This window comes from Xenorhabdus mauleonii (assembly GCF_900113945.1).
Lineage (GTDB): Bacteria > Pseudomonadota > Gammaproteobacteria > Enterobacterales > Enterobacteriaceae > Xenorhabdus > Xenorhabdus mauleonii.
Genome location: NZ_FORG01000031.1, coordinates 1 through 13,281, shown reverse-complemented (window position 1 = coordinate 13,281; position 13,281 = coordinate 1). Strand labels below are relative to the sequence as shown.

Genomic DNA, 13,281 nt, shown 5'->3' with positions numbered 1-13,281 from the left:
AATAACATGAAGGCGGGGGACTTCTCCGCCAGTGAACATCAATAATCGGTTCATCAATACTGGAGAATGAATTTTGGCTGATATTTAGTTGGTTAATTATTTGGTAATTTATTGCTCTGTTGGAATTAGCGTGAGAATAACCTTTTCGAAAGTATATATATCGTACAAACCTGCATCAGTTGTGTATGTTCTTACCCCGCTCATGATGATATTTCCATTAGCCGTCCTGATACCGTTCCAATGATCTGCTATCACATAAGATTTCGGAGTGGGGCTAAAGGTAGCATAGAAGCCTATTTGAGCCGGCCAATATTTATTTCCAGAAGAAAAATCATATTCTCCAACTAATTGTTCGTAATTTATTTCACCCATGGTGAGATGTTTACCGATAAAAGCACCTTCGAATGAGCCATTGGAGTTGTAACTTTTAGTTATTGTAAGTGTATATTTTCCATCTTCGCTTGTATAAGTACCGTCTACTGCACCCATAAGATTATCCTCTGATTTAATGAAATGTTGTTTTCGTTTATTAACTATTTTATTTAATTCAACTGATAAAATAATTTCCGGATACGAAATGTTTGAGAAATATTTTTTCTTAATCTCTCATAAAATAACAATTTAGATTAAAAAATAATCACTTAAAACAATACAGTTTATTAGAGTACTATTAATAAAAAACACACCATCTACCTTATGTATTATCTATTTTTTTACTCAGGTTTAATTACAAGGGAGTGAAACTCCCTTAGTTATTATGCTTATTATCATTCAGAACATAGGCTTGATTATGTGTCTAGTTCATTGTTTTTATTGGACATTATATTAGGTTTATGTTCTGAAAATAATTATAACTATTTAATTTTATTGATAATTTAGTCTGATTTAAAATCCCTCGGCTGTAAGGATGTTCGGGTTCAAGTCCTGCCCTGGGCACCAAACATAAGTTTACTAACGTCTACTCTAGTAAGCTAAATCTTAGAAAAACCTGATAAATCAATAATATATTTTCTTTTTATGTCTATTTTAGTCCATTGCAATCAACATGCATCACGGGGCATAATCTGGGTCACCTACACTTCTATTTTTAAATGTGTTCCTAAAAAATGAAACTAAACGCACGGCAAATCGAAACAGCAAAACCCAAAGAAAAAACCCAAAGAAAAAACCTACAAACTCGCTGATGGTGGCGGACTCTATTTGGAGATCACCTCACGTGGCTCTAAATACTGGCGGATGAAGTACCGCCGCCCTACCGATAAAAAAGAAGACCGACTGGCTTTTGGTGTCTATCCGGTGGTGTCTTTAGCTGATGCAAGGGCTAAACGAGATGAAGCTAAAAAACTCATAATCCAAGGCGCTGACCCCAAAGCAGAGAAAAAAGGGGCACAAGCCGAATCAAAAGGGGCATTATCCTTTGAACAGGTAGCCCGCGAATGGCACGCCAGCAATAAGCGATGGAGTGAAGATCACAACAGCCGCATTCTGCGCAGTCTTGAACACTATACTTTCCTCATATTGGCAAGCTTGATATTTCCACGTTAAGAACAAGCCAACTTTTAGCGCCTATCAAATCCGTTGATGCCGATGGTAAACACGATATCGCTCAGCGATTACAGCAGCGTGTTACTTCCATCATGCGATATGCTGTCCAGAATGATATTCTTGAATCTAACCCAGCAAATGATATGTCCGGCGCGCTTTCCACAGTAAAAGTTAAACATCACCCAGCACTCCCCCACGAACGCTTACCTGAATTTCTTACTCGTCTTTCTCACTATCGCGGGCGTTTGATTACCCAAATTGCCGTAGAACTGACTTTATTAACGTTCGTCCGTTCCAGTGAGTTGAGATTTGCCCGTTGGGAAGAACTTGATCTTGAAAATGCAGTCTGGAAAATTCCCGCCACAAGAAAACCCATTGAAGGCGTTAAATTTTCCGAACGTGGCATGAAAATGAAAACTGAGCATATTGTGCCGCTAAGTCGTCAGGCCGTATCTCTCTTTAAAACCTTACAAGGCTTGAGTGGAGAATGTGAGGTGATGTTTCCTCATGACCATAATCCGGCAAAAGTCATGAGCGAAAGTACCGTAAATAATGCCTTACGCGGTATGGGATACGACACTAAAACAGAGGCTTGTGGTCACGGATTTAGAACAATGGCGCGTGGTGCGATGGGTGAATCGGGCTTATGGAACGATGACGCAATAGAACGCCAGTTAAGCCATGTGGAAAGAAAGAACGTCCGTGCTGCGTATATTCACACATCTAAGCATCTGGACGAACGGCAGCTAATGGTTCAATGGTGGGCTGATTATCTGGATGCCAACAGGAGAAAACATATCACCCCATATGATTTTGCGAAAAAATGCCGGAAATGATATCGCATAATGTCCAGGACGTACTGAGTACATGATGTTTTTTTAAACTTTGTTGGCAGTGCCAACAAAGTCTATTTTTTACACGATTAATAGCATAACAACCATTAAATGCTGTTTTTTCATTCAGGTGTACCTGTGGCATAGAAGCCTGTTTTTTATCCAGTCAATAAGCGGCAATTAATTCTATAAATTGCATAAATAGTTTACGCTTTTAATTAAACAGAATTTTTAAATAATCCTCTGTCATCAAATAACATCTACCAAGGCATTTCAAGGACACGATCACAGGGGTATACATGCCAACGATTACAACATCTAAAGAAAGTCTTATTCGCCTGCCAGAAGTTCAGCGCAGAACGGGCTATAGCAAGGCATGGATCTACAGGCTTATTAAAGAAGATAAATTCCCGAAACAAGTCAAAATCGGCCCTCGTTCGGTTGCGTTTGTTGAATCAGAAATTGATGGTTGGGTAGATCAGCGGATTGCTGAATCTCGCGGTATTTGATGACATGTACCTACTATTTGATAAGAATACAAAAGCTAAGGGTGGCGCTTGCCTACCCTCAACTTGCTTTTTTCAGGGGTTAGATTCGATGCCTCTTGATTGTAATTCTTTGCGAATAAGGCGCTTAATCCAAGCAGCTAAAGATTCATCACCATCTTGTGCCTGCGCTATCTCCATCAGTTCCCTCAGTTCAGGATCAAGTCTGAATTGGAATGGTGGATTGCCTCGACGGATATTTTTATGTGTAGACATGTCAATTACACTCACTGTAATGTGTTTATGTGTCATTACACATTACCTATATCAATATGAAAAAACAACGCCCCAGTGTGCTGGAACACATCTGAGGCGTCTGACCAAAAACCGTTAATTGGAGTAACGATAATGGCTGATACACAGCATAACCAAACTCGCCCTAAATTTACATCGTTGGATAAATCAGGCAGCCAAAAACCGCTCGAATTTATCCAAATCGTGAAGAAATCCGCCATGTACCATTGGGAAAATCTTCTGCCTGCCTGTGGTATTGATATCCCGGCAAAAGATAAACATGGCGCTTGCCCGATTTGCGGCGGCACCGACCGTTTTCACTTTATTGACGATCACCATCATGGCAACTGGCATTGTCGCCAGTGTGATAACCCCAACTATGGCGATGGGCTGGATTTAGTGGCAAGAACCAAAGGAATTTCTATTACTGAGGCGGCGAAAATTGTTGCGGATGTACTGGCATTACCTTTACCCGAACCTAAACCAGCCAGAAAAACCATTCAAACAACTCAGCCAATTGCTGAAAGAGTGGCTGCGTTGGTGGCACAAACAGTTGTCGGTCAATCGCCCTATCTGGCCGCAAAGGGGCTGCATTCACCTAACCAGCGGTTATTGCCTGATAATTCAGCAGTGTTGCGACTCTCAACACTGGACGGAAAAGTAACAGGTGCGCAGATCATCAAACCGGATGGTGACAAAAAATTACTCACCGGTAGCCAGAAGAAAGGTGCGTTTATTCCTTTATCAACGCTGGAAGAGAATCCTGATACTGTCATCATTACCGAAGGTTACGCCACGGCACTCACGGCGAACCAACTCTGTAACGGCGCTGTTCTGGCAGCACTGGACGCAGGTAATCTGTTCTCCGTTGCTCAATCAGTCAGGGAACGTTGGCCGGACACGAAAATTATTATTGCCGCCGATAACGACTGGCATCATCCCGGCGAACTGGATAAAAACGGTAAACCGAAAGTGAATACCGGCAAAATCTCGGCAGAAAAAGCGGCCATTGCAGTTAATGGCTGGATCGCGTTACCGCCGACAGAACATAAAGCCGACTGGGATGATTATCGCCAGCAATACGGCATTGAGGCGGCGAAGCAGGCATTCCGTGACGGGTTGCATCAGATGGGAGATAAAGTAACAGTGTCGAAATCTGCGGTTGGTAATTCAGATGAACGCCAGGAGAAAGATTCCGATCCGTTCAAACCCCATATCGATACCCGCAATACAGGAATTTACTGGGTCGAACCCAAAGAACAGGGCGGTGAAATTGTCGAAGTCGAAAAATGGCTGAGTGATCACATGGAGATAGTCGGGATTGGCAATGATGGCAGTGAAGGCTATCTCATTATTAAATTACGTCAGGAAGGTACGGGAAAATATATTGTTGAAGCGCTTCCCCGTCGTGAAATCGGAATGCCGGTTGGCTGGGCAAGATTGCGCTCGCGGGGAATGAACATCACCGTAAAAAACAGCCTGTTGCCTATTTTGGCTGAACATCTGCAACGCAGTGGTGATCGCCGCGAGTGGGTTGTGACACAGAAAGCAGGCTGGCACTGTGGAGCTTATGTGATGCCGGATGGTGAAATCATCGGTCAGCCTTATATGCCCGTGGCTTTCAGTGGTGGTACATCCGCCATTGCCGGTTATGTGGTCAGGGGAAGTGCCGAACAATGGAAAACTCATGTTGCATCATTGATGAAAGGCAATCGCTCGATGATGCTGGGAGTATTGGTCGGATTGGCTGCCCCGCTTAACTCATTGACGGAAGGGAGCTGCTTTGGTGTACATCTATTCGCCCAGTCTTCGGCGGGTAAAACAACCACTGTTGAGGCGGCCAGCAGCTTATACGGCGATCCCGAAGAACTTAAATTATCGTGGCACGGCACTAACCACGGATTAAATAACGAAGCCGCCGCTCGTAATGATGGTTTCATGCCCATTGACGAAATCGGGCAAAGCTCGAACCCGAAAGAAGTTGCGAACAGTGCTTACAGTCTGTTTAACGGTGTGGGCAAAATTCAGGGGAAGCGGGAGGGTGGAAACCGTGCAGTGATCCGCTGGAAAATTGCCGCTCTTTCGGCAGGAGAAGAGGATTTAGAAACGTTCCTGATAAAAGGCGGGATCACGCCAAAAGCCGGGCAGCTCGTCAGGTTGCTCAGTGTGCCCTTTATTGATACTGAATTTTTCAATGGATATGAAGACGGTGATTCTCATGCAAGGGCAATCAAGCGGGAATCAAAACGCTATTGCGGTGCAGCAGGTCGTGAATGGATTTTATGGCTGTCTGAACATCAGGAACAGGCAATCGAACTTACTGCACGTAAAGAGAAAGAGTGGCTTGATAACCTGCCAGAAGAAGCCTCAGCTCAGGTAAAACGTGTTGCCGTGCGTTTTGCTTTACTGGATGCAGCCGGTGAACTGGCGACCCATATCACAGGTTGGGGCAGGGAAGCGTGTCACGCCGCGATAAAACAAAGTTTTGATGATTGGTTAGCCGATTTTGGTATCGGAAATCGGGAAAAATATCAGGTTATCACCCGTGCCCGTGACTTTATCCAGAAATACGGGCTTTCACGCTTTCAGCCTTACACCTATGGCAGACCAAACGGCGATATTGATACAGCACACGCTATGAGAATTAACGGACTTGCCGGATATCTGGTGCATAACCGCCGTGATGACGGTTTAGTTGAGTATCACATCATCCCCAGTGTATTTGAAGAGGAAATATTGCAGGGGTTACAGAAAAAGACGGCATTTGAAGCTTTAGAAGAGGCCGGAATGTTGGTCAAAACGGAGAAAGACCGCTTTATCAGTAAAACCATTTCCGTGAATGGTACTCAGGGGCGGTTTGTGGTGCTGATTTTCAGGGATGAGGATTAACACTCACGTAAGAGAAAAAAGCGTTGGGATAACGGGATATTGGGATAACAGAGAGTTATTTTAATATATATCAGTAAGTTATATTAATCGAATTATCCCGTACTATCCCGCGTTATCCCGTAATATCATGTGACTACAAATAAAATGATGTTGGAATAATGGGGTTATCCCGAAAATAAATTTTCTCTGGCAGGGGATAATTTATTGAATTTAAAATAATTAAAAGTGGTGACGTTTAACCACGGGATAATCCGGGGTAGCGTGGGATAAGTTAACATACTGAAATATAGAGTTAATATGTCATTTACCCCGTTATCCCGTGAAACACAATGTGGTTATATAGTGATAATCAGTGGTCATAGTGATATTTTTCAGTTCTCCGTGTTACCGGGTTAATTTATTAGCCCGGTAACACGGAGACGACAAGCGCAGCGCGTCAGTCATCATAGAACAACGTGATCATCTTCCCAAACAGTGGGTGTGAGGAAATCATACTCTCGCATCCATCAGAGCTTACGTTATTGATTTACCCACGGCTTGGCAATTGCCAGCGTGATCAAATATCGCTCTTCATTAGGGTACCGGTCATCTTTGAAACGCGCCATATTCAGCATGACCTGATACTTATCATCTGCTTGCCAAAAAGTTATTCCAGTACCTTTCATCTTACGAAGACTGTCATGTGCTTCAGGGGTATTAACCAAGGGACGATACCCTTTCGTAAGCACCCAGCCGGCTTTGCGCCACTGATCTTGTAAATCCAGTACAATATTGATCGCATCATCGTAGAGTAACGGTTCGATTTGTGGCGACATACGTACCCCATCAATTATTCCGCCATCAAACATAACAGTAAAAAATCGAGCTGGGGAGGTAACAAATCCATATTTAGGATCAATAAAGTGCAAACGTGCGTCCGTTTTTGGAACACTGTACCAAGCATGCCCCGGAAGGTGCGGAGCAATATCGGCACTGGAACGCTGTCGCATATCCTCGTAAGGTTCACCAACCACCAAAGCTATCTCTGGTTGAGCGGAATAAAAGGAATGGTAAAGATAGATGCCAGCCAAACAGAGAACGATTAATAACGCAAAAATTAAACCACTACTCCGCCGATCTATTTGTTGCAACCGACCCATTCTATACCTCATTCTGGAGCATTATCCTGAAAAGTGGGTGTAGTAAGATGGCATTTTCGCACCCACTTTGGTTTGTGCTATTCCCTGATTACCACGGTTTGGAAATCACTAGTGTGATCAAATACCGCTCTTCATCGGGATGCCTGTCGTCTTTAAAACGCCTCAAATTCAGTTTGATCTGATACTGATCACCAGCTTGCCAATAGGTCGTTCCTGCACCACCTTTCATACGACGAATATTTTCATGCAATTCTGGTGTATTTACCAAGGGCTTATACCCTTTGACCATAATCCAACCTGTTTTACGCCACTGATCTTGTAAATCCAATACAATTTTAATCGCATCATCGTAGGGTAACGGCTCAATTTGCGGTGACATGCGTACACTAGTGATGACATCATCTGCGTATAGGACAGCAAAGAATCGGGCTGGGGGGGTAACAAATCCATATTTCGGGTCGATAAAGCGTAATCGTGCATCTGTTTTGGGAATATTATGCCAAATCTTACCCGGAAGGTGTGGATCAATATCGGCACTGGAGCGCTGACGCATAGCCTCATAAGGCTCACCAACCACCAGTGCGATCTCGGGTTTATCGGAATAAAAAGAATGGAAAAGATAAACGCTAGCCAAGACGAAAACGATTAATAATGTGAAGATTAAAGCACCGCGCTGCCGGCTTATTTGTTGTAATAAACTCATTCCACACCTCGTCCTGAAGCATTATCACTGAAAAGTGGGTGTAAAAAGATGGCATTTTCTCGCCCACTTTAGTTTGTGCTATTTTCTGCTTACCACGGTTTATAAATTACCATTGTGATCAAATAGCGTTCGTCATTAGGGTGCTTGTTGTCCTTGAAAAAGGCTAAACTCAGCATAACCTGATACTGATCAGCAGCTTGCCAATAGGTCGTTCCTGCGCCACCTTTCATACGACGAAGATTTTCATGCAATTCTGGTGTATTTACTAAGGGTTTATACCCTTTGGCTATAACCCAACCCGTTTTACGCCACTGATCTTGTAAATCCAAGACAATCTTGATCGCATCATCGTAGGGTAATGGCTCGATTTGTGGAGACATGCGTACACTCGTGATAATGTCATTCGCATATAGAACAGCAAAGAATCGGGCTGGAGGGGTAACAAATCCATATTTTGGGTCGATAAAACGTAAGCGTGCATCCGTTTTGGGAATATTATGCCAAATTTTCCCCGGAAGGTGTGGATCAATAGCGGCACTGGAACGCAGCCGCATATCCTCATAAGGCTCACCAACCACCAGTGCTATCTCGGGTTTATCGGAATAAAAAGAATGGAAAAGATAAACGCTAGCCAAGCCTAAAACGATTAATAATGTGAAGATTAAAGCACCGCGCTGCCGACTTATTTGTTGTAATAAACTCATTGTACACCTCGTCCAGCAGCAATATTTTGTAGAGATTCCTTGAGCAAATTTCGGTTGTTATCCTGCAGCATCTCATCAAACCGTTCTGCTGCCTTGTACACGAAAGGCATACGTTGTTTTATATCGGAGAGATCGGCCAGCGCTTCATCACTAAATTCGATAGTACGGCCATCATCAACACGTCGGCACTGACTCGCTAACGTTAATTCAACCGATTCCGCGACACCAGAAGGAAAGCCGGTGACAAAAGAGATTTGATTGCCTCGTAATAATAAGACTAATCGAGTATCGCTATACATAGTGGGTTGTAATATATTGATTTGTTCATGGTTGGCAAGATGCACAACACCTTGAGCAATATCACCTGCTTCTATCGCTTCAAACGCGAATATAATATCTGGATAAAAACGACCAAATGTAAAATTTTCTTGTCCTATCGGCCACAATATTGGGAATTCGCTATTACCATAAATATTTTCACGCTTCTTTATACAAGTTTTAAGTTCTTCCAACCCGCGTTGCTTATAAAAAGCATGTAATGGATACACATCCAGAAATAACGTAGTGTTTCCTAACGCCATCATTTCATAAACATAATTAAATGAAGCCTGTGTTAAACCTGCATCAGGGATCGCCGTTGCCGCTGACAAAGGGTTGTTTTCACTGGTTTGGCGACGCTTTTTCATCGATTCAGCAAGATTCGCACTTTCACTCTCAGTCATCAACTGTGGATAAACCGGCCAATTTGATTGCCATGATGTATCTACCTCGATTATGCGCTCAACCACACGTTTTTGAGCTTCTCTGTCAACTCGCACCTTTTCAGCCGTATCATAAGCATGTAACAACCCACACCCCACTTGCTTAGAAGCGAAAGCAGCAAGACCCGCCCACTGGAAACGGTTATCGTTCAGCCATAAACTAGCGTAAGCTGCATTAATACGTTTGTTACGTTCTTTGGGATCGGCAATCAGCACACCACCGGGGGCGACAATATCTTCAGCCTCTTTCTGATACCTACGCCAGACACACTCACAAGTGAGTATAGGAACATCAATCACTTTAATTTGTTTGCCATCTTTTTCTTCGAAATGACAATCACATGCGGCGACAGACTGGGTGCTCTGGTGTAACGCCAAATCATCATATTTATGTTTTTTTAAAACTTCGATCATTTCCGTCTTCCTGATAAAAATATTTTTACTATCACCCTGTTAATAGGCTGCGTATCTTTTTTGCGCATCTCATTGGCCTATTAAATAAGGTGCAAAAGTTACACTGACTTAGGCGGATCTATTGTGGCCGTGAAGGGGGTACTGGTTAAACCTTCTTCAAGCTTCATTCCCTGACCATCACTCGTTCCTAAATGCTCTATTTCTTTATTTTTCAGTGTGTAAGGCACATTAGGTATCGGTGTGTTCGTGCTATCTTCGACAAGTTTAATGTATAAATCATCTTTAAGTATTGCCTGACAATCACGGCTATAAATCGGGTTCTGATTACTCATCGTTCTTTCTCCTCTTCCATCTCCAGCAGATAATCCTGACCGGATACTTTTTCAATGCGCTGCCCCGCTTCCAGTTTTTGCCGTAACCAACTTTCAATACGTTGTTCCAGACTACCTTCGGGCTGATCCAGTTGCCTTGCGATTTTTCCGTGGTTTTCCCATAACTCATTGTAGAGGGAGCTGGTTAACATTTTCAGACCATAAGGAGAATGTAACCAAACGGTCAACAGGTGTTCGCCCAGCGTAAACGGAATTTCACTATTACCCTCTCCGCAGACTTCGGGACGGCAAAATCGCATCGGTTGCGGAATATCGATCATCAGCTCGGTGACGGGGGTCAGCATCAGCGACCAGTCACTGGGCGTGAAGGCGGGCACCATCGCGCCAAAGACACGGGTATCCATGATACGGAACAGGACCTGTTCACCGTCCATCATCACCAATTGGCGGCGTTGCCAGTGGGCAAGCTGCTCCTGCCACGGAACATCGCTGCGGTAAGCCCAGCCCCAGCTATTGTCACTGAGGGCATGGCGATCCAGCATCAGGCCTATTTGAGATAACTGGCGGGATTTAGCCTGTACCAGCCACGGGCTTTGTTTCAGAATTTTGCGCATCGGCGTACCGCTGTAGAGCGGAAATGCCTGCTCTACCCAGTCATTCCGGTAAAAATGTTCCACCGGATTTGGTTTGGCCAGAGAATTGAGGATAAAAAACACCGGCGCATCATGGGATTCACTCAACCACACCTGCCAGCTTATCGGCGTTTCGATAATCGTCTCTTCCATCATTATTATTCCTTTTTAGCGGGTTTGATCACCGGACTGGCATCCTGCTGTGCCAATACAGGGCAATAAGAATGCACCGGAAATTCCACCATCGGCAGCGGTGTCACGCCTTCCGGTAATTGCAGTGCCAGACCGCGACCACTGCCGCCTGAACCCTGCCCGACATTAATCATGGAAGATAAAATGCCCGCCGGGGTGACTTTCAGAAAACTGCCGCCCACTTTCAGCGTGATTTCTGATGCAGCTTCCAGCACGACTTTGCCGCCGCTTTTCAGGTGGATTTCCTGACCGCTATCAATTACGGTCGCATCACCGGCCTGGATATGCTGGCTGCCCGCAATCCGGTGAGAGACATCGCCTTCGGTGGTGATTTTGCGCGAACCAGCCACCTGATGATGGTCATCGGCACGGATATCGTGATAACGGTTATTATCGATACGCTGTTTCTGGTCGTGCTTGATATGCCAGAGGGCATCGTTTTCGATATGGGCGGTAAAGTCTTTCTGACCGTGGAAATAGATTTCTTCGCTGCCTTGCGCATCTTCAAAGCGCAGTTCGTTAAAACCTTTGCCTTTGTGGGTTTTGGTCTTGAAAGTGGTGCGGGTTTTCTGCGCCGGTAAATCTAGTGGCGGGCGGTTCAGGCCGTTGTAAACACAACCGGTCACTATCGGACGGTCAATATCCCCATTGAGGTAAGAGATAATCACTTCCTGCCCGATACGTGGGATGGCCATAAAGCCATAGCCATTGCCGTTCCAGCCCTGTGCGACGCGAACCCAACAGGACGCGCCATCATCGGGTGGGTCATAGCGATTCCAGTGAAAATGGACTTTAATCGCACCGTCTTTATTAACGAAGATTTCTTCCCCTTCAGGGCCAACTACCGTAGCGGTTTCATCACCATCTGCCAGCGGTTTGTAGTGGAAAGGCGGACGCCAATCGGCAAGGCCATCGATAAAACTGAAATGATTACTGAGTGTGGTGCCTTCTCCGTCGTTATCACCCAATGCCTGCGGGCAGCGCCCGTGATGGCTGATACCGACCACTTGCCAACGGGCATTTAGAGGTTTGTGCGGATGATTTTTTATCTCAAAAATTTTGCCCGGCATCAGTTTGATGCAGTTACTGCTGCCGCTGCCGGTTTTTTTCTGGTTATCCAGTGCGTCATGGCGGTATTTGAGAAACGGCTTAGCGGCCGCATCTTTCTGAAAACGCCCGTAACTTTCAAACACGGTATAGGGCGTTTTGCTGCCGAAGTCGCGGAAGCCTTCGCTGCTGTGCATATGGGAAAGATGATAACGTGGGTTCTCCGGGTTGAAATCTTTATGAAAACTACGCTGCGGACTCATGCCGACACCCAGCCGCACCTGATAAATCGTATCGATACCGTGGGCGGTTTCCGGTTGTGGGCTGTAAGCCAGCGGCAGTCCGGCAGTCATCCCAAGATGGCTGTCACTGAAAAAGGCGATTTCATCTTCAAACCAGAAGCTGATCCCTTCTTCTGCGGCCAACCGGCTGAAAAAGCCATAATCGGATTCGCGTTTCTGGGTCGCATATTCCCTGTCCTGATGCGGATCGTAGAGCTTCGAATCGGCGCGAACTTTATGCTTTTTCAGCAAGCCATTCAGGATAGCAGGCACATTTTGCTGATGGAAAATCCGGCTGTCCTGATTAAGTGTCAGACGCCAGAGTGCAGGTCGCACCGTCACGGTATAAAGGGTTTTATTGCCATCGGTGCCTGCCCAGTCAGCGTGGGAGACGATGCCGGTAATTTTGCGTTGCAGCGTTGCGCCGTTAAACACCTGCAACACTGCTTCCTGCATCAACAGTGCGGTTAAATCGATTTCTGGCTTCGGTCGAAAGGGATTATCAGGCAGCGACTGAACCAATGTCAGATTGAGGGTAAACAGTTCAGATAACCCTTCCTGAAGGGAAAATTCTCCCACAGCAAAGGTGGATTCAGGCAGGCCAGCTAGCTGAAAAGTAAAGCGTAATCCGCTTTTGGTCGCTGCCAGCCCGTTCATGATATTCATCCTATTTTGCTCCTTGTCATGATTGTTTAACAGTTACATCTCCATGCGTGACCCATAGACTTCTTTGAATTCCCAGAGAATTTTTTGATTTGGGGTAGAGACATCCAGTTTGACGAAAGTGGACTGACTAACAAAACAGGCCATTGCCTCATGGATTAACCGACAGAAACGGTACATCTCTCCCGGATTGGCATAACCATCGGGGTTCAGGGTCAGTGACAGCAAATGCCCCCGAATCGGGTTACCTAGCTTCATTCGGTCAATCAGGTTTTCCTCCACCTGCATAATGCCGTCGATATGCCGCTGAATATGGCGACTCAGGGGACGGTTAAATTCGGCATAATGGTTAAACAAACGGAGAAAG

At 45.0% G+C, this 13,281-nt stretch carries 12 protein-coding genes and 1 pseudogene; 3 read left to right on the top strand and 10 right to left on the bottom strand.

Features of this window, described 5'->3' with window-relative positions; genetic code table 11:
* Positions 1-108: 108 nt before the first annotated feature.
* A complete protein-coding gene (locus tag BM100_RS19340) occupies positions 109-489 on the bottom strand; it encodes a hypothetical protein (protein ID WP_092513973.1) in 381 nt (126 codons plus the stop codon).
* Positions 490-1,106: 617 nt separating this feature from the next.
* Between BM100_RS19340 and BM100_RS19335 the strand changes: the two are divergent.
* Positions 1,107-2,381, top strand: a pseudogene (locus BM100_RS19335) (tyrosine-type recombinase/integrase).
* A gap of 296 nt (positions 2,382-2,677) precedes the next feature.
* Entirely contained in the window at positions 2,678-2,887 is a 210-nt protein-coding gene (locus BM100_RS19330; protein ID WP_038190420.1) for a helix-turn-helix transcriptional regulator, read from the top strand.
* 72 nt (positions 2,888-2,959) lie between these two features.
* On the opposite strand, the gene BM100_RS19325 is transcribed toward BM100_RS19330, so the two are convergent.
* A complete protein-coding gene (locus BM100_RS19325) occupies positions 2,960-3,139 on the bottom strand; it encodes a YlcI/YnfO family protein (protein WP_092514019.1) in 180 nt (59 codons plus the stop codon).
* A 132-nt stretch (positions 3,140-3,271) separates the two neighbouring features.
* On the opposite strand from BM100_RS19325, the gene BM100_RS19320 reads away from it, so the two are divergent.
* On the top strand, positions 3,272-6,046 hold the full coding sequence (locus tag BM100_RS19320; protein WP_169924760.1) for a DUF927 domain-containing protein: 2,775 nt from the start codon (positions 3,272-3,274) through the stop codon (positions 6,044-6,046).
* 518 nt (positions 6,047-6,564) lie between these two features.
* Here the strand turns inward: BM100_RS19320 and BM100_RS19315 are convergent.
* The 8 genes from BM100_RS19315 to BM100_RS19280 all read right to left on the bottom strand — a co-directional run.
* Positions 6,565-7,185: a hypothetical protein gene (locus tag BM100_RS19315; protein WP_092513971.1), complete on the bottom strand. Its 621-nt coding sequence runs from the start codon at positions 7,183-7,185 to the stop codon at positions 6,565-6,567.
* Between the two features lie 88 nt (positions 7,186-7,273).
* Positions 7,274-7,888, bottom strand: coding sequence for a hypothetical protein (locus BM100_RS19310; protein ID WP_092513969.1), 615 nt, complete (start codon positions 7,886-7,888; stop codon positions 7,274-7,276).
* Positions 7,889-7,977: 89 nt separating this feature from the next.
* Positions 7,978-8,592, bottom strand: a complete 615-nt coding sequence (locus tag BM100_RS19305) for a hypothetical protein (RefSeq protein WP_092513967.1) — start codon at positions 8,590-8,592, stop codon at positions 7,978-7,980.
* On the bottom strand, positions 8,589-9,767 hold the full coding sequence (locus tag BM100_RS19300; protein WP_092513965.1) for a DUF2515 family protein: 1,179 nt from the start codon (positions 9,765-9,767) through the stop codon (positions 8,589-8,591). Before BM100_RS19300 ends, BM100_RS19305 begins: the two co-directional genes overlap by 4 nt.
* A 98-nt stretch (positions 9,768-9,865) precedes the next feature.
* Complete coding sequence (locus BM100_RS19295; protein ID WP_092513963.1) at positions 9,866-10,099, bottom strand: hypothetical protein; 234 nt, start codon at positions 10,097-10,099, stop codon at positions 9,866-9,868.
* Positions 10,096-10,887, bottom strand: coding sequence for a DUF4123 domain-containing protein (locus BM100_RS19290; protein ID WP_092513961.1), 792 nt, complete (start codon positions 10,885-10,887; stop codon positions 10,096-10,098). The genes BM100_RS19295 and BM100_RS19290 overlap by 4 nt, the downstream gene beginning before the upstream one ends.
* A 2-nt stretch (positions 10,888-10,889) precedes the next feature.
* The gene (locus BM100_RS19285) at positions 10,890-12,917 is read right to left on the bottom strand and encodes a type VI secretion system Vgr family protein (RefSeq protein ID WP_092513959.1); all 2,028 of its coding nucleotides are present in this window, start codon (positions 12,915-12,917) and stop codon (positions 10,890-10,892) included.
* A 33-nt stretch (positions 12,918-12,950) separates the two neighbouring features.
* A partial coding sequence (locus tag BM100_RS19280; RefSeq protein ID WP_139217003.1) for a type VI secretion system baseplate subunit TssF occupies positions 12,951-13,281 on the bottom strand: 331 nt, incomplete at its 5' end.

Excerpts from the sequence above, each read along its gene's own strand:
- BM100_RS19340 (WP_092513973.1), bottom strand. The coding sequence starts at position 489 with ATGGGTGCAGTAGACGGTACTTATACAAGCGAAGATGGAAAATATACA.
- BM100_RS19330 (WP_038190420.1), top strand. The coding sequence starts at position 2,678 with ATGCCAACGATTACAACATCTAAAGAAAGTCTTATTCGCCTGCCAGAA.
- BM100_RS19325 (WP_092514019.1), bottom strand. The coding sequence starts at position 3,139 with ATGTCTACACATAAAAATATCCGTCGAGGCAATCCACCATTCCAATTC.
- BM100_RS19320 (WP_169924760.1), top strand. The coding sequence starts at position 3,272 with ATGGCTGATACACAGCATAACCAAACTCGCCCTAAATTTACATCGTTG.
- BM100_RS19315 (WP_092513971.1), bottom strand. The coding sequence starts at position 7,185 with ATGGGTCGGTTGCAACAAATAGATCGGCGGAGTAGTGGTTTAATTTTT.
- BM100_RS19310 (WP_092513969.1), bottom strand. The coding sequence starts at position 7,888 with ATGAGTTTATTACAACAAATAAGCCGGCAGCGCGGTGCTTTAATCTTC.
- BM100_RS19305 (WP_092513967.1), bottom strand. The coding sequence starts at position 8,592 with ATGAGTTTATTACAACAAATAAGTCGGCAGCGCGGTGCTTTAATCTTC.
- BM100_RS19300 (WP_092513965.1), bottom strand. The coding sequence starts at position 9,767 with ATGATCGAAGTTTTAAAAAAACATAAATATGATGATTTGGCGTTACAC.
- BM100_RS19295 (WP_092513963.1), bottom strand. The coding sequence starts at position 10,099 with ATGAGTAATCAGAACCCGATTTATAGCCGTGATTGTCAGGCAATACTT.
- BM100_RS19290 (WP_092513961.1), bottom strand. The coding sequence starts at position 10,887 with ATGATGGAAGAGACGATTATCGAAACGCCGATAAGCTGGCAGGTGTGG.
- BM100_RS19285 (WP_092513959.1), bottom strand. The coding sequence starts at position 12,917 with ATGAATATCATGAACGGGCTGGCAGCGACCAAAAGCGGATTACGCTTT.